Origin of the sequence: Kordiimonas sp. SCSIO 12603, from assembly GCF_024398035.1 — a bacterium.
GTDB lineage: Bacteria > Pseudomonadota > Alphaproteobacteria > Sphingomonadales > Kordiimonadaceae > Kordiimonas.
Map to the genome: position 1 here is coordinate 3,560,116 of NZ_CP073748.1, position 18,943 is coordinate 3,579,058.

At 45.2% G+C, this 18,943-nt stretch carries 22 protein-coding genes; 18 read left to right on the forward strand and 4 right to left on the reverse strand.

All coding sequences use genetic code 11. The annotated features are described in order from the left end of the window. The first annotated feature begins 139 nt into the window (after positions 1 to 139). Genes KFE96_RS16675 through KFE96_RS16685 form a run of 3 tightly spaced genes read left to right on the forward strand, consistent with a single transcriptional unit; the run spans position 140 to position 1,812 of the window. Positions 140 to 880, forward strand: coding sequence for a hypothetical protein (locus tag KFE96_RS16675; protein WP_255833669.1), 741 nt, complete (start codon positions 140 to 142; stop codon positions 878 to 880). Positions 881 to 939: 59 nt separating this feature from the next. Further along, the gene (locus KFE96_RS16680; RefSeq protein ID WP_247017199.1) at positions 940 to 1,239 is read left to right on the forward strand and encodes an SCP2 sterol-binding domain-containing protein; all 300 of its coding nucleotides are present in this window, start codon (positions 940 to 942) and stop codon (positions 1,237 to 1,239) included. 45 nt (positions 1,240 to 1,284) lie between these two features. Beyond that, entirely contained in the window at positions 1,285 to 1,812 is a 528-nt protein-coding gene (locus KFE96_RS16685) for a hypothetical protein (RefSeq protein WP_247017201.1), read from the forward strand. Here the strand turns inward: KFE96_RS16685 and KFE96_RS16690 are convergent. Continuing rightward, positions 1,809 to 2,249, reverse strand: a complete 441-nt coding sequence (locus KFE96_RS16690) for a hypothetical protein (protein ID WP_255833670.1) — start codon at positions 2,247 to 2,249, stop codon at positions 1,809 to 1,811. The two genes, KFE96_RS16685 and KFE96_RS16690, sit on opposite strands and share 4 nt — an antisense overlap. 196 nt (positions 2,250 to 2,445) lie before the next feature. Here KFE96_RS16690 and KFE96_RS16695 point away from each other — a divergent pair, with 196 nt between their 5' ends. From KFE96_RS16695 to KFE96_RS16710, 4 genes are all read left to right on the forward strand, one after another. Next, a complete protein-coding gene (locus KFE96_RS16695; protein ID WP_255833671.1) occupies positions 2,446 to 3,246 on the forward strand; it encodes a hypothetical protein in 801 nt (266 codons plus the stop codon). A 95-nt stretch (positions 3,247 to 3,341) separates the two neighbouring features. Continuing rightward, the gene (locus tag KFE96_RS16700; RefSeq protein ID WP_247017207.1) at positions 3,342 to 3,692 is read left to right on the forward strand and encodes a hypothetical protein; all 351 of its coding nucleotides are present in this window, start codon (positions 3,342 to 3,344) and stop codon (positions 3,690 to 3,692) included. Positions 3,693 to 3,849: 157 nt separating this feature from the next. Beyond that, positions 3,850 to 4,989: an acyl-CoA dehydrogenase family protein gene (locus KFE96_RS16705; RefSeq protein ID WP_255833672.1), complete on the forward strand. Its 1,140-nt coding sequence runs from the start codon at positions 3,850 to 3,852 to the stop codon at positions 4,987 to 4,989. 81 nt (positions 4,990 to 5,070) lie between these two features. Next, positions 5,071 to 5,250: a hypothetical protein gene (locus KFE96_RS16710; RefSeq protein WP_247017211.1), complete on the forward strand. Its 180-nt coding sequence runs from the start codon at positions 5,071 to 5,073 to the stop codon at positions 5,248 to 5,250. Positions 5,251 to 5,270: 20 nt separating this feature from the next. Here KFE96_RS16710 and KFE96_RS16715 read toward each other — a convergent pair whose 3' ends face one another. Further along, positions 5,271 to 5,849: an SRPBCC family protein gene (locus tag KFE96_RS16715; RefSeq protein ID WP_255833673.1), complete on the reverse strand. Its 579-nt coding sequence runs from the start codon at positions 5,847 to 5,849 to the stop codon at positions 5,271 to 5,273. 126 nt (positions 5,850 to 5,975) lie between these two features. Here KFE96_RS16715 and KFE96_RS16720 point away from each other — a divergent pair, with 126 nt between their 5' ends. Beyond that, a complete protein-coding gene (locus tag KFE96_RS16720; RefSeq protein WP_255833674.1) occupies positions 5,976 to 6,365 on the forward strand; it encodes an MAPEG family protein in 390 nt (129 codons plus the stop codon). 16 nt (positions 6,366 to 6,381) lie between these two features. Here KFE96_RS16720 and KFE96_RS16725 read toward each other — a convergent pair whose 3' ends face one another. Then, positions 6,382 to 7,035 (reverse strand): TetR/AcrR family transcriptional regulator, encoded by a 654-nt coding sequence (locus KFE96_RS16725; RefSeq protein WP_255833675.1) that lies wholly within the window; start codon positions 7,033 to 7,035, stop codon positions 6,382 to 6,384. A gap of 92 nt (positions 7,036 to 7,127) precedes the next feature. Here KFE96_RS16725 and KFE96_RS16730 point away from each other — a divergent pair, with 92 nt between their 5' ends. Further along, positions 7,128 to 7,883 carry a ubiquinone biosynthesis protein COQ4 gene (locus KFE96_RS16730; protein ID WP_255833676.1) on the forward strand — a complete coding sequence of 252 codons (756 nt, stop codon included), beginning with the start codon at positions 7,128 to 7,130 and terminating at the stop codon, positions 7,881 to 7,883. A gap of 41 nt (positions 7,884 to 7,924) precedes the next feature. Here the strand turns inward: KFE96_RS16730 and KFE96_RS16735 are convergent, their stop codons facing one another. After that, on the reverse strand, positions 7,925 to 10,300 hold the full coding sequence (locus KFE96_RS16735; RefSeq protein ID WP_255833677.1) for a hypothetical protein: 2,376 nt from the start codon (positions 10,298 to 10,300) through the stop codon (positions 7,925 to 7,927). 150 nt (positions 10,301 to 10,450) lie between these two features. On the opposite strand from KFE96_RS16735, the gene pabB reads away from it, so the two are divergent. From pabB to KFE96_RS16780, 9 genes are all read left to right on the forward strand, one after another. Next, positions 10,451 to 12,247 (forward strand): aminodeoxychorismate synthase component I, encoded by a 1,797-nt coding sequence (gene pabB / locus KFE96_RS16740; RefSeq protein WP_255835613.1) that lies wholly within the window; start codon positions 10,451 to 10,453, stop codon positions 12,245 to 12,247. A gap of 205 nt (positions 12,248 to 12,452) precedes the next feature. Continuing rightward, entirely contained in the window at positions 12,453 to 12,599 is a 147-nt protein-coding gene (locus KFE96_RS16745) for a hypothetical protein (protein ID WP_255833678.1), read from the forward strand. A gap of 624 nt (positions 12,600 to 13,223) precedes the next feature. After that, the gene (locus KFE96_RS16750; protein WP_255833679.1) at positions 13,224 to 13,994 is read left to right on the forward strand and encodes a DUF3450 domain-containing protein; all 771 of its coding nucleotides are present in this window, start codon (positions 13,224 to 13,226) and stop codon (positions 13,992 to 13,994) included. 15 nt (positions 13,995 to 14,009) lie between these two features. Beyond that, positions 14,010 to 15,362, forward strand: coding sequence for a MotA/TolQ/ExbB proton channel family protein (locus KFE96_RS16755; RefSeq protein WP_255833680.1), 1,353 nt, complete (start codon positions 14,010 to 14,012; stop codon positions 15,360 to 15,362). Next, positions 15,362 to 15,889 (forward strand): MotA/TolQ/ExbB proton channel family protein, encoded by a 528-nt coding sequence (locus KFE96_RS16760; RefSeq protein ID WP_247017229.1) that lies wholly within the window; start codon positions 15,362 to 15,364, stop codon positions 15,887 to 15,889. The genes KFE96_RS16755 and KFE96_RS16760 overlap by 1 nt, the downstream gene beginning before the upstream one ends. Positions 15,890 to 15,912: 23 nt before the next feature. Next, a complete protein-coding gene (locus tag KFE96_RS16765; RefSeq protein WP_247017230.1) occupies positions 15,913 to 16,329 on the forward strand; it encodes a biopolymer transporter ExbD in 417 nt (138 codons plus the stop codon). 63 nt (positions 16,330 to 16,392) lie between these two features. Then, entirely contained in the window at positions 16,393 to 16,791 is a 399-nt protein-coding gene (locus KFE96_RS16770; RefSeq protein WP_247017232.1) for a biopolymer transporter ExbD, read from the forward strand. Between the two features lies 1 nt (position 16,792). Next, positions 16,793 to 17,410, forward strand: coding sequence for an energy transducer TonB (locus KFE96_RS16775; protein WP_255833682.1), 618 nt, complete (start codon positions 16,793 to 16,795; stop codon positions 17,408 to 17,410). An 18-nt stretch (positions 17,411 to 17,428) separates the two neighbouring features. Beyond that, complete coding sequence (locus KFE96_RS16780; RefSeq protein ID WP_255833683.1) at positions 17,429 to 18,832, forward strand: hypothetical protein; 1,404 nt, start codon at positions 17,429 to 17,431, stop codon at positions 18,830 to 18,832. Positions 18,833 to 18,943: the final 111 nt, after the last annotated feature.

An 18,943-nucleotide genomic window follows, 5' to 3' on the forward strand; every position in this document is an offset into this window, starting at 1 on the left:
AACTGCCACAAAGAAGCAGTGTGGTTAAGCTATAATTCCGTTTCTTTATTCCTCCCCTTAACATGTCACTGAAACAGTGTCATCATAATGCCTTATAGTTTATCCAGTATCTGGAGCGATTTTAATAAGGGGACACTTCGTGAAAAAATTCATCCTAATCGTACTTCTGCTCATTCTCGCAGGTGGCGCATATGCATACACACAATTAGGCACTATCGTAAAAACTGGCTTTGAAGTCGGTGGCCCCGAGGTACTGAATGTTTCAGTAAATGTAGATGAAATCCAGATTTCTCCCTTATCTGGAGAAGTACAAGCCTCTGCTCTTGCACTTGGTCAACCCAAAGGTTTTGGAGACGGTCCAATTGCAAAGGTCGGCAATTTCGAGATGAAGCTCGAGCCTGAAACACTGCTTACAAACCATATCATCATTGACGAAATTGTTATCAACGAGCCTCTCTTTGATATTCGTATGCTTGACGGAAAGATGAATATCAAAGCCCTTCAAGAAGGTTTGAACATTCCAGAAACAGGCCCTACTACAACCGAAACTGCTTCCTCTGAGGAAATCACACTTACTATTCGCAGCATGAAAGTGACCTCTCCAAAAGTTCTTGCCCAGTCTGATGGTCTGTTATCAATAGATGAAGATATCAACTTAGCGGACTTTACCATTACAGATTTAGGTACTGATGAAAAAGGTTTGGCACCAGCAGAAATTGCTCGCCATGTTATGGATACTCTCCAACCTCAAATCGCAAAAGCCCTTGTTGCCGCAGGGGCATCCAAGAAACTTCAAAATCTTGCGGACGATGCACGTGGCAAATTAGAAAAAGGTGTTGGTGGCCTTCTGAACAAACTAAAGAAAAAAAAGGATAATTAATGGATTGATTTCTAGACCAGACAGTCCATTATCTTGGTATATCATCTAGGGAGATAACAATGTCACTTGAAAAAATCACAGAAGAAATGCGCAGCCGTGTCGGCGCTCATTCGCCAATCCAAAAAGTAATCAAATTTGATTTTGGTGATGATGGCATCGTACGTATTGATGGCGTTTCTTCACCAACCGTAATTGATAACGACGACACAGATGCCGACTGTACAGTGAAAGTTTCAATGGAAAACTTCATCCAAATTGCAGAAGGTAACCTAAACGCACAGATGGCTTTCATGACAGGCAAATTGCGTGTAGAAGGCGATATGAGCATTGCGATGCAGCTGGGATCAATTCTCGGCTAAAAAACCCGGCGGCTCACTGAGCCGCCTTTTTTTTGGTGAGTATATATGCTGGATAAAATCCGTTCTGCACTTATTGGTGTTAGTCTTTTCGTTATTCTGGCCCTTGGTGGCCTTTATATGTATGTCCAGATTAAAGGCGGCGATGGTCTCCTTGGAAACGAAGAAGGCTCTTTAGAACCAACAAACTTCAGTACACTGTCACATACAACCAGCGATGATGGCTTTCTTCTGTGTTCACCAGATATCTGTCCAAATGCAGAAATTGATGAAATTCCAGAAACCTTCCAGTTATCTGCAGCAAAGCTGAGACAATTGGTTGCTGATTTCACCGACAATTATAGCAACATCAACACTCTGAGCTTTAACTTTGCCGCCAACCAGTTCGAATTCACAGAGAAACTACCGGGAAAACCATTCCCAACAGTAGTATCTGTGAAAATTATTGAAGTTACACCTTATTCAAGTCAGCTGGTCATCTATGCTTATCGCCCTGTTGGTGACACATCTAAGGCACAAAATAGAGAGACTGTTGAACGTTGGCTTAGCTTAATGCAGGCCGACGCTGCTTCTTAAGAAGCTTCCTCAACAGCTTGGGTATCAACACCAGGTAATGTTGGCGTTGATATCTGTACAAAACTGGAATTACCACCGGACCTACCCTGAAGGCTTTCTCTAATCTGTGCCTGCGTTTCCCTGTAGCTATTAAGAGCATTCCCTATTCTGGTAGGGGCAACAAAAGGAGCCGCGGCTTCAGCTGTTCGGGTTTCAGCCAGTAAAAGCCCAGTGCCCGTCGCCAGTAAACCACTACCAGCAGGCTCAAACTGAGCCGGTATTGCTTGCGGTGCGGTATTATCCTGCCCTGTTTCACTGGTCTCTGGGAAGCGGCTCGCAAAGGTATGAGCAACTGTTTGAGGGCGCAGAGAAGGGTTCGTACCTCGCACAGGAGTACGTTCAAACCTTGTAGGCTCAGTCGCTACACGCGACTGGCTAGCAAAAGCTGCATCTGCCATATTGGCACCCGTAAATTTTCACCCACAGCTATTTTACCCTCAAGCTATACCTTTTGGCAACTTTTTGAGCAGAATGGGCCTAGCATGGGCGTTTTTCTTGTGCTAGGTCTGGCTGTTGAGCGAATGTGTAGCTGCTTCCTGGGGGAGGAGAGACACTCGAAATAAGATAAGAGTAAAAGAAAAGCGAATTTGTACAATGGATAACACCACACTCGCCATCTACATTCATGAACTCCGTAATCAGTGTCTTCATGCACAGGCGTCTTTCAACCTGTTCAACCAGTCTGTTCAAGCGGGTCAGGGTCAAGGCATTCTTTATTCCGCCCAAATGATTTTGATGCCAACAAGCCAGATTGCTTCTCTTTTATGGCCAACACGTGCTCGCGCACGTCACCGCGGTGAAGCACTACGTAAGGTTCTTCAGCTTGACGATAAGCACCCTCTCAATGACCGTCGCCTCTCGGAAGTATGGGAGCGCTCAGACGAGAAAACGGAAGAATGGATTGCCAATACAAAAGGTAAGCAGATCGCCTTCGACCTAGTAGGTGACCCAAAAGTACTTGGTGATGGCACCAGCACAGAAGAAACAATCTATCGCGGCTATAACCCAGACACCCGTATTTTCACATACCGCGGTGTTTCCTTTAATCTGCCAGCAGTTGCTAATGCACTGACAGATGTAGCAGGTCGTGTAAATGTTGTTTACCGCCAAATGTTCCCTGAACAAGCTAAGGCAGACGATGAAGCACGTGCACGTGCTGAAGAAGCCCAGAAACAGGCGATAGCTGAGCAGCAAAAAGCAATGGAAGCTGCTGAAGCAGCAAAAACAGAAACTGAGCAACCAGCTGAAAAGAAAAAAGCGCCTGCTAAAAAAGCAGCCCCAAAAAAGGCGGCTGAGAAAAAAGCCCCTGCGAAGAAAAAAGCGCCTGCCAAAAAGCCTGCAGCTAAAAAGGCTCCTGCTAAAAAAGCAGCTCCAAAAAAGGCAGCCTCAAAATAGCCAGATTAATCTTCTATTCAGGGCAGATATGATATCTGCCCTGAATGAGTTTTAGCTACCTAGGTAACTGGTTTAGAAGAATAACGGATAGTATAATGAAAAATTGGATTGCTACATTTGTTATTGCAACAGCTATGAGCACATCAGCACTTTCAGCTGATTGCGGTGAACCACCAATGGACAGACCAACTATTCCTGATGGGGCCACCGCAACTCAAGCATCTATTCGTGCAGCCCGAGATTCTGTAATTGCTTACTCTACAAAAGTTGATACCTACCTTCAGTGTATGGATAGGCGAGCAACAAATGTTGTCCCATATCTTACCAAAGATCAAAAGGTACGTTGGGATGAAGATCTGGCAAGCATCCATGAAAAACGCCGCGACCTTCAAACTAAAATGAATGAAGCAATTCGTGCTTACAGGAACGCTATTCGAAAGAAATAGACGGTTAATTATACGATTAATTTAAAGGACCTTATAGGTCCTTTTTTTGTTTCTAGATATACTCTCACCCCAATTAGACTAAATAGTCTAATTTATTTGACTCTTCCCCTTGAGCGCCCCATCTTTCTTCACAAGAGGAAATAAAGGGAGAAAACCAGTGTTAGCAAAGCGCGCTGTGTATGACGAAGAACACCATATTTTCAGAGATGCGGTTCGAAAATTCTACGAAACAGAAGCTACTCCGCATGCAGAAGAATGGTCAAAGGCCGGGCAAGTGCCACGCACATTCTGGAACAAAGCTGGTGAAGCAGGCATTCTTTGCCCTCAATTACCTGAGGAATATGGTGGCGTGGGTGGTGACTACCGCCTGAACTGTATAATCAATGAAGAACAAGCCTATTGCCGGGCTGGCGGTGCAGCTTTAGCAGTACATTCAGATATTGTAGCACCTTACCTTCTTGATTATGGTTCCGATGATCTAAAGGAACGTATTCTCCCTAAAATGGCCACAGGTGAAATGGTCGGTGCAATAGCCATGACCGAACCCGGTACCGGATCTGATCTTCAAGGTATGAAAACAACCGCCAAGATGGACGGCAACCATTATGTTGTAAATGGTTCTAAGACTTTCATCTCCAACGGACAAAACTGTGATTTTGTGATTGTCGCCTGCAAAACAGATTCGAACGCTGGTGCACACGGAGTGAGCCTGATTGTTGTCGAAGCAGATCGCGAAGGGTTTCGTAGAGGACGAAATCTGGATAAAATTGGTCAGCACTCATCTGATACGTCAGAGTTGTTTTTTGATGAAGTACGTGTACCTGCTACTAACCTTATTGGTCAGGAAAACGCAGGCTTTATGTACCTTATGCAGCAACTGCCACAAGAACGCCTATCTATTGCTGTTATCGCAATGGCTGGGGCACAGCGCGCTTTTGATATTACCTTGGACTATGTAAAACAACGTGAAGCTTTTGGTAAGCCGATCATGGCATTCCAGAACACCCGCTTTAAAATGGCCGAAATGAAAACTGAGCTGGAAGTGGGCTGGGCCTTCCTGGACCAGTGCTTGAGCCGCCATATAAAAGGGGAGCTGGATGCGCAAGGTGGCGCGATGTCCAAACTTTGGACTACAGAAATGCAAGGCCGCGTGGTAGATCAGTGTCTCCAGCTTCATGGTGGATATGGCTTTATGTCTGAATATGAAATCGCACATCATTTCACTGATTCCCGTGTACAACGTATTTACGGCGGTACATCTGAAATCATGAAAGAACTGATTGGCCGGACACTGTAAGGCTTTTTGTCTCAGATATTTGCGTGACGTCCTTCTTCATGCTAGAGGGGCGTCATATTCTAAATTGATGAGGCATTTAAAATGGCACTTCAAAAAGTAACTCTACAGGCAAAACTTAAGCGCGGTACTTTTTACTGGGTTGCTGAAGTTGAAGCTGCGTCTGAGGAAGAAGCCGTAGTTGCTGCAGAAAACCTATTCCTTGCGGAAATGGAAAATGCACACGAATGGGAATTCAGCGACTATAACGTAGAAAACGCATAAGTTTGAAAAAGCTGCCATCCCTATGATTGGCAGCTTTTTTGTTGCGCATCTTTACCTGCTGTCCAGCGCTCCAGCGCATTAATAGAAACATCCATACGCTTTTCTTGAGCATCACTTTCTCGGAAAAACCAGAAACGGTCTTCATACGCATTAGGCCTGATAACATCTCTGATCATAACCTTGGTTTCGCATGGCCCTAACGGCTCCAACTCTACACTCCACCAGCGTATCTCATGATCCGCTTCCTGACGGGTTTTAAAAACACGTTCTTGCAACAGTTCGGTTGTTTCTTCCCATGCACGCCAGCGTCGGTAAATACGCTGCCAATAAAGCATTCTAGAACGCCCCTCCTCAATAGAAAGTCCATTCACCAGTGTCAGCTCACCCTGCCAGCGCACTCTATTTTCATTATCTGAGACAAACTGCCAAACCTCTGAAACAGGAGCATTAATTACCCGTTCCCGCTTAAACTCAAAGGCGCCATCATATACCACATAGCCATGGTAAAAAACGCTCACAACGAGCGCCATGATAAACGCAGCTACGCCTTTATGGTAAAGGTTCCAATCCTTAAATCTGTCGCGATACTTACGAGCCATACTTCCTGCCTTTTATCTTGCCTCTACCTGCTTGACGTCTACTTCATTAGCGAGCAGTGTGTCGCTGGGAGAGGAACTAATAGCGTATACTATAACATTTATCGCTTGAATAGAGGGGAGCAAAAAATGCCAATCACACTTATTTCAGCAAGCCTTATCGGCCTGCTACTCATCTACCTATCTTGGGGTGTCGTGAAAGAACGCCAACGCACTAAAGTCAGCATCGGAGATGGTGGCGATGACCGACTACATCATGCGATCCGCGCGCATTCCAACTTAATAGAATATGCCCCGATAGCCCTCATTCTTTTTGGCTTATTGGAATCAAATGGAGCGAATCACTGGCTAATGATTGCACTCTCAACCTTCTTTGTGGTGGGACGCTATATGCACGGTGTAACATTCGGAAAATTTGAAGGTCGCAACCCATTTCGATTTTATGGCACGCTATTCACATGGCTAACAATTTTATTTGCCTCAATTACCGGTGTCTTAATGGCATTGCACGTTATCTAAACATTATTAAGGCGGCCTAACAGTCGCCTTTCATTTGCTCTGTTACAGGCATAATCAACAAGTTCGCAAACCAATCCCGGAAGCCTGTTTTGGCTTCTACTTCAGAAAGCCCCAGCTGCTCTTTCAAAAAATCTCCCGCTATACCATCACCAACTGCTGTAAGGGCGGATAACATCACTGTATAACGCGCCCTCTGCCGAGCAACTTTCCAGCCTTCTTCACTATCATCGCCGTTTTCAGAGACAACGAAAGCTGCAATCTCTTCGACAAGACGATCAAATAGCTTGCGCATTCTTCCGTCTTCATCCTTTGGCAAGTTCCCTTTCAACATCATCCAGGCTAGAAGCCGCGCGTGCCCACCATCAGACAAGGTTTCAAATACATTCATCAAAATCGTATTTTCAGTTACCTGATCCTTACGGGTTTTATAAATGGCAAGGATATCTTCCAGAAGACGTGCGGCCATACTCTCAATAAGTGCTGCCCTTACCCCCTCTGCACTACCAAAATGGTGAAGAACCGTTGAATGGGCAACTCCCGCAACACTCGCCACTTCTTTTACCTGCAATCCTTCAGGACCTGCATCCTGCAGCCTTTCTTTGGCAGCATTCAGGATCAGAGCCTTTGCTTCTTCAGGCGTTCGACGAATACGTTTCTTCACAGTAGCCATAAATTCTATCTCTAAACTTTTTCACTATTGACATTTTTGTCGATAGTGTTATTTTTATCCTTAAGGTTAAGCATACGCGAGGAAGCAGAAGCATGTCGAGCCATACGGAAGAAATCAAATATACTCCGCAACCACGTCGCTGGGGCGATGCATGGCGCGCACTTAAGCAGTTGATGGAAACACCAGAGGATACCACGCAGGTTTTCAAGATCATGAAAGCTCTGGCTGGCAATTCCCTGTTCAATGAATTCAAACGCTTCCGCAAAACAGATTTCGGCACAAAAGTGTTGGATGAACGAATCAATCTTTTTGATACACTTACCAACCGCGATTATCTATCCAAGCTTCCAGAAGGCACTCTTGGTAAAACATACTATGATTTCTGCCAGCGCGAAGGCATTTCGCCTGAAGGCCTTATTGAGGCCAGCGCGGAGGAATATGAAGGTTTTGAAGATAAAAACCTTGAGTTTTATGCAAACCGTACGCGCGAAAGTCATGATCTTTGGCATGTGGTAAGCGGTTATGGTCGTGACGGCCTTGGTGAGGTATGCGTTGTTGCTTTCTCTTATGCACAGACCAAAAGCTTAGGCTTTGCGGCAATCGCGGTTATGGGCGCTCATAAATTTAAAAGCGATTTTCAGGACGCAAATATCTGGAGCACTATGTGGCAGGCCTATATGAACGGCCGCAAAGCTGCATGGTTGCCGGGCGTAAATTGGGAAGCCCTTATGGATAAACCACTTGAAGAAGTGAGGGAACTTCTGAACATCAGAACACCCCAGAAATACCAAAAACTGGATCATGTGATTGCCGGTACCCGGCCTGAGGTATTAGCGACACAAGCATAAAGACAAAAAGAAAAGCCCCACCATTTGGCGGGGCTTTTCTTTTACTTCATTGCAAATGCTGAGGCACAAGCATCCAGTATTGCTTCTGTACCAATTCGGTACTCTTCATAAAGCTGGTTGATATCACCTGATTGACCAAAACGATCAATACCGAGCGGCATCACTCGGTGACCACGCACAGCACCCAACCAACTCAGCGTCGCTGGCACTCCGTCTATCACCGTTACCAGCTTCGCATTGGGTGAAAGCTGACTGAGAAGCGCATCGATATGTGACTGAACAGTGACACCGTCTTTGCCCAGTGTCGCCACGCTGGCTGACCATTCCTTATGAACAAGATCTGGTGACGGTACCGCCAGAAGTCCCGCACCCGGGATATCCCCCAACACTTCCTGGAGCGCTTCATTTGCTTCTGGCGCTACAGCACCCGTATAAATAATGGCAAATTCAGCACCCTCTTCAGGTGCATGTTCCCAATATGCACCCTTGAGCATATCAGTAATCCATTCATCACCATCACGTTCAGGTTGCTCAAGCGGCCGTGTGGACAGACGAAGATAAACACTATCTCCCTCAGGCTTTTGCATATGCTCAAAGCCCCACTGCATAATATAACGGAGTTCATCATTATAAGCTGGCTCGAAATACACGAGCTTATCCTGTGCCATACCAATAACTGGCGTATGAATACTCTGGTGGGCACCACCTTCTGGTGCCAACGTTACGCCAGACGGCGTTGCAACGAGCATAAAACGGGCGTCTTGATAGCAGGCATAATTAAGTGCATCGAGCCCACGGTTAATAAACGGATCATAAAGCGTGCCAACAGGAATCAGACGTTCGCCAAACAAGCTGCCAGAAAGCCCCATCGCCGCGAGTGCAAGGAACAGGTTATTTTCCGCGATACCAAGTTCAAGGTGCTGACCGCCTTTGTGGCTACGCCAAATTTGCGGGCTCATCACCTTCTCGCTTTTGAACGTATCCTCTTGGCCTTCACGACCGTAAATACCGCGCTGATTTACCCAACCACCAAGATTGGTAGAAACCGTTACATCCGGGCTGGTGGTGATAATATTATCTGCGATGGCATCTGATGATTTCGCCATAGCGTTCATGATTTTACCAAAACCAACCTGTGTTGACTGTTTACTTGGACCCAGATCCATCAACTCAGGGACAGGAAGCACCGCTGCGTCATAACGGCGATGTTCAGGTGTATTGAAAGGTACATTTGAAAGGTAATCCTGAAGCGCTTCTGCTTCGTCATCCATACCTGCAAACTTATCCCATTCTTGCCCTTCTGGCACACCCATCAATTTACGAAGCTCTTCCATCTGTGTCGGATTCATCAGGCCTGCATGGTTATCTTTATGGCCCTGAAACGGTAGACCATAACCTTTCACAGTATAACAAATGAAACAGTGTGGTTGATCGCTATCAATGCTGCGGAAGGTCTCTAAAAGCAGCTCCATATCATGACCACCAAGGTTGGTCATTAATGCCTGAAGTTCCTCATCATCATAGCTTTCAAGCAAAGCTTTCACACTACGCTTGGAACCGATATCTGCAAGCAAGCGTTCACGCCACGCAGCACCGCCCTTGTAAGTAAGTGCGCTGTAGAGATCGTTCGGGCATTCATCAATCCATTCCTGAAGAGCTATACCACCCGGCTTTTTAAACGCAGCCTGTTGCATCTTTCCGTATTTAAGATTGATAACTTTCCAGCCCGTCGTTTCAAAAATATCGGTGAAACGCGTAAACATACGGTCGCTAGTAATGGCATCCAGGCTCTGACGGTTATAATCAATAATCCACCAGCAATTACGGAGATTGTGCTTATAACCTTCAATGAGAGCTTCATAAATGTTACCCTCATCAAGCTCCGCATCCCCCATCAACGCGATCATCCGGCCTGCATTTTCTTCGTCCATCACGCCTTTATCAATAAGATGGTCCTGAACGAGAGAAGCAAACGCTGTTACCGCGACACCAAGACCAACCGATCCTGTTGAGAAATCAACATCGTCTTTATCTTTGGTCCGGCTTGGATACGATTGAGCACCACCAATAGAGCGAAAACGCTCCAACTGATCACGTGATTGCTTACCGAATAAATACTGAATAGCATGAAACACTGGGCTAGCATGCGGCTTCACCGCAACTCTATCTTCAGGCTTAAGTACACCAAAGTAGAGCGCACTCAATATAGTGGCCAGTGATGCAGATGATGCCTGATGCCCCCCTACTTTCAGTCCATCAGCCGATGGGCGAATATTGTTTGCATTATGGATTGTCCAAGAAGCAAGCCACTGAACACGATCATAAAGCTTATTAATAGTTTCTACTTCTGCTGCAGAAACCAACGAGTTCTCTGATGAAACCTTTGGGGCAGTTTCGCGGGTCGTGGCTTTAGCCATGCTTTTTATCCCTCTTATTATAGGGCGTTCTTGACGCCATTCTTCATCTGTCACATAAGGGCCTGACACACAGAAGTCTAGCAAAGAAGCAGCATAGTGGCGCTGTGTTTAATCACCATGATGCGAAAAGAAAGGAGCTGTAGTTTGAAGATGATCGACCTGCATACCGCTCCTTTTGTTTTACTTGATGATAGCCGTCCTTCACATTCGGCAGGCAACAGTTATCTGTTTCACACTCCCGAACATATTATTCAAGCAAACGAATTTGAAGATATCCCTATAGCTCTAGCTGCAATTGATGAAGCAGTAGAGGCAGGTCTTTATACAGCCGGATGGATCAGTTACGAGGTAGGCTACTATTTTGAAAAACGGTTACACCATCTTGCTTCACGTTCAAGCGAAGAACCGCTCATATGGATGATGGTTACCTCACACCGAGATGAACTTACCCCAAAACAGGTTGAAACGCTTCTTCACACATCGCGCCGGGGTAATAAAAAATCTTTCGGAATAGAATTCAAAAAACCTGATTTAACCGAAGCTGAATACAATAAAGCAATCTCAAACATTCACGCGTTTATTGAAGCTGGCGACGTTTATCAGATAAACTATACATTTCCATTACCCGTGGAGATCAAAGGCTGCAGCATAGAGCTATATAATGAATTACGGAAAAACCAACCCGTATCATTTGGAGCTTATATTAACACTGGTGAAACAGAGGTATTATCTTTCTCCCCTGAGCTATTCCTCGAGCGCAAAGATAATCAACTAAAATCCAAACCAATGAAAGGTACTGCTGCCCGAGGGAAAGACGCCGAAGAAGATGCATCAATTGAACAGTTTCTAGTGAATGACGGCAAGTCTAGAGCTGAAAACCTTATGATTGTCGATTTAATCCGGAACGATCTCAGCCGCATTGCAAAATCGGGTTCCGTTCAAGTCCCCAAACTCTTTGAAACAGAAAAATACAATACACTATTTCAAATGACATCAACGGTAACAGCTACCGCAATAAAAGACTTAACACCTACGCAAGCCCTCACTGCTATGTTTCCTTGCGGCTCCATAACGGGTGCTCCAAAGGTGCGTGCCATGGAAATCATTGCTGAACTGGAACCTCATGCGCGCGGCGTCTACTGTGGTTCAATTGGATATTTCCACAGTAAAAGCTGGTCTCTAAATGTACCCATCCGGACCCTGGTAAGAAACGACGATGCCAAAAGCCGCTTAAGTGTTGGCAGTGGTATAGTGGCAGATAGCAACCCAGAGGGTGAGTATCAGGAATGCCTCCTAAAGGCTCGCTTTACCGAACGCACTGTCAACGAATTTGCTCTAATCGAAACTCTCCTTGTTGAAGAGCAAGAATGCAAAAACCTTGATCTGCATATGAAGCGTATAAAAAACAGTGCTGATTACTTCAATTTTGCGTTTCCAAAATCAGAAATAGAAAATGCCCTTAAAGGCCATGCTTCATTACTGAATACGAAACACAAGCTGCGCCTTCTTTTAAACAAGGCAGGCGCCTTCAGTATTTCAAGTAACAAACTTTCCGAACCTACTTCGGAAAATAGGAAGATAAAGCTATCAGAGAAGCGAACTGATTCGACTGAAGTTTTCCTACGCCATAAAACAACGAATCGCTCCCTATATAATGAAGAGTTCAAGCGTGCCATCGCTGATGGGTATCTGGATGTACTCTTTATCAACCAACATGGTTTCATTACCGAAGGCGCTATCAGCAATATTTTCGCAGAGATTGACGGGAACCTGTATACCCCACCACTTTCAGATGGCGTTTTGCCAGGAATTCATAGAGCCTCAATGCTGGAAAACAACCTGGCAATTGTTCGTTCTCTTACCTTGAGTGACCTACAAAAGGCAGAAGCCTTATATATAGGGAACGCTGTCAGAGGCCTCCGCAAGGTCGCCATCTCGGATTTCTAAAAACGAATCAAATTTAAACATCTGATCAATTACTCAGAAACTATCCCTGTTTTAGGAAAAAAATAGAGGCATCTGTTAACTGCTTTTTTAGAGAATGTTGATAGCTTCCTCAGCGGGTAATCAGAACGCCTAATGTTTATAGTAATTTGTGAGGTTCAACTGAATGCATTCATCTAATTCTCCTTCCTCCCTCCCTCAATCTGGAATGGATAATAGTTCTATTTCCAGTCACAGCCGATCATTAGCGACTAAGCTTTCAGGTCATATGGGGCTGGAGAATGCAATACGTGTAAGCAAAGAGAATCAGTGGCACGGCGTGCTTGCAGCACTGCTGGAACTGAAAGCACGTTAAAGTCGGACTACGTAAGGTAAAATAAACGTTAGTTATCATTTCTCGTCTTCAAGCAACAAAAATCAACCTCTGAAAAAAATGCTACCTTTAAATGCACTTATATATTGACCTTTTCGAATAATGTAATATTATTACATATACATAACGGTCTATATTTCAGCTGTTTTTAGGTGCAAAATTAAACAGATATGTGCCTAGAAACACGAAAAGTGAAATTTTTGCTTGGAATCGTGAAAGATTCTTGGATGATAGGCCCCGAGCCGGACCACCCGTCTCAACCCCGACCTGTTCGTGAAAACGGATAAGGTCATTTAAAAAGATCATCCGTGCTTAAGTATAAAAGCTCAAAGGATGGCAGAGCGGAACAAAGTAATTTGTTGAGTGGTCGGCACAATTGGGAGAGGTCGGGAAACCTTTTAAATGGAACTGCCAGTGATCTGATGAACACGTTTTGTCAGAGAGGTACGGCAGACATACTCCCAGTTTGTTAGGGTAAAGGTTTGAGTAGCATTAAATGCTCTTGAATTTTTGCAAGGTTTAATCCGCCTCAGGGTTACCTCTGGTTATTCATTTAACCGGACTAAAGGTATCTAGGAGGCTTTATAAAACCCATGTGGGCAGAAAATGGATAAGGCTAAAGTGAAACGGATAGCTGTCTCTACAGCCGCAGTCGCCGCGATCCTTCTAGGAGCAACTGCTGCTAATGCACAGGAAGCTCAAGTGAAGTCGATCGTTGACGAAGTAAACGCGGCTAACCAAATCGCACAAGCTTCTCAACAGAAGATCGATGGTATCAACGACGCAACAGAAAAACTTTTTGTAGATTACAAAGGTGTTCTCAAGACAAATGCTGGCCTGCGTGCATATAACGCTCAGCAGCGTCGTGTGATTTCTCGTCAAGAAGAAGAAATCGGGAAGCTAAAAGAATCTATCGGTCAGATCGATGAGATTAAACGTCAGATCACTCCTCTGATGCTTGATATGATCGAAGACCTTAACGAATTCGTTCAAGCGGACATCCCGTTCCTGCTTGCAGAACGTGAAGAGCGTATCGCTTCCCTACGTGAAGCTATGGATAACCCGAACGTAAGTGACCCAGAGCGTTTCCGTGTTGTACTTGAAGCTTATAAAGCTGAAGTTCAATATGGTCGTACATATTTCGCGTATGAAGATACACTTCCAGATGGTCGTAGCGTGAACTTTGTTCGTCTTGGTCGTGTAGGTTTTTACTACCAGACTAAAGACACAACAGAGACAGCTGCCTGGAATTCTGAGACAAAATCTTGGGACATTCTAGGTGCAGATTTCACGACACCAGTTCGCCAGCTTATTCGTATGGCTCTACGCCGTACACAGACTGACGTAACTGTGCTTCCTATCTCAGCACCGAAGTAAGTAGGGGAATTAGCAATGAAAAAGATTATTACTTCCGCTGCTCTTCTCGCTGTAGGCCTATCGGCTTCAGTGTCTGCACAAGATGGCAGCATGTCAGATCTTCTGAACAAGGTTCGTGAAGGTCGTGTAAGCGAAAGCGCTGAGCACAAAAAACGTGAAGCAGAGTTCCAGGCTCGTAAAGGTCAGCAACAAAAGCTTCTTACAGATGCTCGTGCTGAACAAGCTCGTCTTGAGCGTGAAAGTGCTCGTCTTGAAGAACAACGTCGTAACAATGAACAAGAAATCACACGTCAGGTTGAAATCCAGCGTGAACGTCTTGGTCAGCTAAGTGAGCTTTTCGGTGTTCTTCAGCAAAACGCTGGTGATGCAAAATCAATCATTTCTACATCACACGTTTCTATTGATAACCCAAACCGTCTTGCTGAAATCGACAACCTGATTTCTAAAGCACAAGAATCTTCAGAGCTTCCAACACTATCGGATATCCGTGCGTGGCCAGCTCAGATGATCCTTGAAATGATCGGTTCTTCTGAAGTTAAAAAGTTCAATCACGAAGTTCGCTTGAACGACGGTTCTACACAGAACATGGAAGTTGTTCGTATTGGTGACTTTGGCCTTGTTGGTGATGGCAAATATCTTCAGCTAACTCCAAAAGGTGTTGTTGCTGAGCTTCAACGTCAGCCTTCTGACCGTTTTACAGGCACAATTGCTCCGTTTGAGAACTCGACAAGCGGCATGCACGCTCTAGGTATTGACCCAACACGCGGTCAGCTTCTTAACCTTGAGATCGACAAGCCAACTATTGAAGAGCGTCTAGACCAAGGTGGACCAATTGGTTACATCACTCTAGGTCTTGGTGTTATTGGTGTTATCATCGCAATCCTACAGTGGCTATACCTACTGGTAGTTGGAGGTAAAGTACGCAAACAGATCCGTTCTGAAACTGCGGACACAGGTAACCCTCTTGGCCGTGTATTAGCTGTTTACGACCAAAACCGCAGTGTTGACGTTGAAACTCTTGAGCTGAAACTTGACGAAGCAATTCTAAAAGAAACTCCTGCTCTAGAGCGTGGCCTAACAATTGTTAAGCTTATCTCTGCTGTTGCGCCTCTATTTGGTCTTCTCGGTACAGTGACTGGTATGATTGAGACATTCCAGGCTATTACACTATTCGGTGCTGGTGACCCATCACAGATGGCTGGCGGTATTTCCGCGGCTCTTATGACTACTGTGGAAGGTCTTGTTGTAGCGATCCCAACTCTGCTTCTGCATACATTCGTATCAGGTTCCTCTAAGAGCGTTATCCACGTTCTTGAAGAGCAGTCTGCTGGTATCATTGCAGTTCACGCTGAGAAAGCGAACGGATAATGCGGAGCCTTAACGACGCATTTGACGCTATCCGGGCGTTCATGGAACAGGGCGGAGACGTCTTGTTCCTGATCCTCGCGGTAACGTTCATTATGTGGGTGCTCATTGTCGAACGTATGTGGTATTTCACGCTTGAATATAAAAAGCAGAAAAACCGCGTGATCGAAGCTTGGGAAACACGTACCGAGCGTAAATCATGGTTTGCACACAAAATTCGTACAGCCATGATTTCAGAGGTAAACCACGATCTATTCCGTGGTGTGAACCTCATTAAAACGCTCGTAGCGCTTTGTCCTCTTGTAGGACTTCTCGGTACGGTAACAGGTATGATCGAGGTGTTTGACGTTATGGGTTCACAAGGTAGTTCCAACGCACGTGCGATGGCTGCCGGTGTATCCAAAGCAACAATCCCGACAATGGCGGGTATGGTTGCTGCACTATCAGGTATTTTCCTGAGCACATATATTGAACGCCGCGCTAAACGTGAGTCAGAAAGTCTTGAAGACAGCCTGACCATGGATCACTAAGCTGGATTTGGAGAGGAACACTAATGCGCAAGTTCGCAAAAGCAGAGGAAGAAGCTGAAGTAAATATGACCCCGATGCTCGACATCGTGTTCATCATGCTGATCTTCTTTATCGTAACTGCAACGTTCGTTAACGAATCTGGTCTCGAGATCAACAAGCCGGAGGATAACAATTCAAGTAATCCTCCACCACCAGATGAAGATAAGCGCGCAATCGCATTTGTGATTGATGAAAACAACAGAATTACACACGATTTCCTTCGTATTGATGTATCTTCTGTTTCTTCAATCATCAAAAAAGAAAGCGTTGAGCGCCCAGAAGCTCCTGTAGTTATTCAGGCTGCTAAAGGTTCGGAGTTTGGTTTAGCTATACGTATCTATGATGCGGCTAAAGCAGTTGGTCTTGGTGATGAAAAGATCGTAATGACGCCTAAGAAGTAATCGCTGGCGGGAAAATTCCCGCCATCACGGCGAAGCGCCCTAAGGGGCGAATTGGAGAAAACCATGCGTAACCACGCTCAACAAGAAGAAGATACCGAAATTAACATGACCCCGATGCTCGACATCGTGTTCATCATGTTGATCTTCTTCATCGTTACCGCGGTATTCGTAAAGGAATCTGGGACGACCGTTATCAAACCTGAAGCAGAGACAGCTGTGAGCCTTAAACAGGTGAGCGTACTGATCGCTGTAACAGAAGATGACGAGATCCACATCAATCGGGAAGTGAAAGAGTTAGAGGAAGTTCGTACGGCCGTTGAAAAACTGCATGCGGAAAACCCAAAAGGCTCCGTTGCGATCCAGAGTGATGAAACAGCAGATGCCGTTCTGGTAATGAAAGTGTATGACGCCATCAGAGATGCTGGTGTTGAAAAAATCGCTATCGCTACGGAGGTCAAATAACATGATTACTCGGGTAGCCAGCTCACTTGTTGTCGCTTCTAGCGTTACTTTCGGTCTGTTTTTCGTAATGCATTCACTTGTTGCGGGAGACGGCGAAGTAGTATTGAACGAAGACAAAAGAGCTCGTTTCATCGATGTTGTACAGGACATCGAAGAACAACCTCCACAACGTCTGGAACGTAAAGTAGAGAAGCCACCAGAGGTGGAAGCACCTCCGCCAGAGATCGACACACCTGTTGTTGATAATTCTGGTCCAGATAAACTGAACCTATCCGTAGGTCGCGCCAATACAGCAGCAGCTGTTGATCTTGGCGGCATTGACCTTGGCCCAAGTTCAGATGGTGACTACCTTCCGCTTGTACGTGTACAGCCACAATACCCACGTCGTGCTCAAGAGCGCGGAATCGAAGGTTTTGTGATTGTGGAACTAACCGTTGCTGCTGATGGTACTGTACCACCAGAGTCAATTGTTGTGTTGCAAGCCGATCCAAAAGGTTATTTTGAACGTGCTGCTATCAAAGCTGCTCAAAAGTTCAAATATAAACCGAAGGTTATTAACGGTAAGGGCCAAGAAGTGACTGGTGTTACATACAAGTTCAGCTTCAACATGGCTCAATAAGCGAGACAGGAAAGAGACATGAGTATCAAAAACACTCTTAAATCCCTGTCGGTAGTGGCGGTTGCAGCTGTTGCATTTGCGACCGTCCCTATGCCGCAAGGTACACCATTTGCTGAAACAGCTTTCGCGCAAGAACAAGCTGCTAATAAGCCACGGAAAACCCGCAAAGTGCAGGCGATCCCACTTCCTTTCCAGAAAAAACTGGAAAAAATTAGCGAAGTCTTGAACCCGGAAGAGATGTCAGATGCTGAAAAGCAAGCAACTCAGACAGAGCGTCTTGCTCGCGCTTCTCAGTTGTTAGATGATGCCTACAATAGCCGCGGTGTAAATGATTACGCTAAATCTATCGTATGGCAGTATCGTGCTCAGATCGCTTTCGATCGTGAAGATACACCAGGCGCAATTAATGCTTTTGAAAACGTTCTAAAGTTCAAGGAATCTATTCCTGTAGCTCAAGAACACGGCATTATGTATAATCTGGCACAGCTTTATTACTCCATCGAGAACTACGATAGAGCTTTGCAGTATCTGAAGGATTGGGAGCGCGAAGTTTCAGCTGTTGACCCTGCTCTCGTAGGCGTAAACCAGTTGGTCTTTATTTCTCAGGTTTACTACACTCTCAACGAATTCAATACAGCGATCACATATATTGATCGTGCTATTACTGACGCTGAGAAAGTGGACACCATCGAAGTTAAAGAAAACTGGTATGGTCTACGTCTAGCTTGCCTATGGGAACTGAAAGACTATAAACGTGCTCAGGATACATTGATCACGCTTATCGTTAACTGGCCAGACCCAAGCTACTGGAACCAGCTCGCTGCGACGTATCAGGAACTAGGCAATGAAACAGCATCATGGTCCATTCTTGAAGCTGCCTATAAGCAGGGCTTCCTAGATGATAAACCAGCACAAATTCGTAACGTTGCGCAGATTCAAATCGCTCGTGACGCGCCAATCAAATGTGCATGGATTATCGAAGACGCTCTAAAGGAAGAGCAGCTTGAACGCGATGCAGAAAACCTTCGTACGCTAGGTCAATGCTATATGCAGGCTGCTGAGTTTGATAAGGCAATTGCACCTCTTACAGCTGCTGCTAAATCTGAAAATGATGGAGACTTATGGTTCCAGATTGGTCAGGTACAGCTGGCAAGTGATGACCTAACCGATGCAGTAACCTCTTTTGATAAAGCGAACAGTGAATTCACTTCTTCAAAAGATTCCAAAGCTGCTGGTAAACGTTTCTCAACTGTGATGATGAAAGCTCAGGCTCTGATTGAACTTAAACGTTTTAAAGAAGCTAAAACCGCTTTCGCTGAAGCAAGTAAAATTGCGAAGACTTCACGTCAACGCAGGCAAATTTCTCAGTGGAGAGGTTACCTCAAAGCTGAAGAAGCTCGTGAAGCAACGCTTAAAGGCTAATCTTCATTACATAATGATTAAAACGGCGTCCTTTGGGCGCCGTTTTTTTATGTCGATTGTTCCCCTTCTTCCTAACTCTTTTCACATCATAAACATACTACACTCAAATAG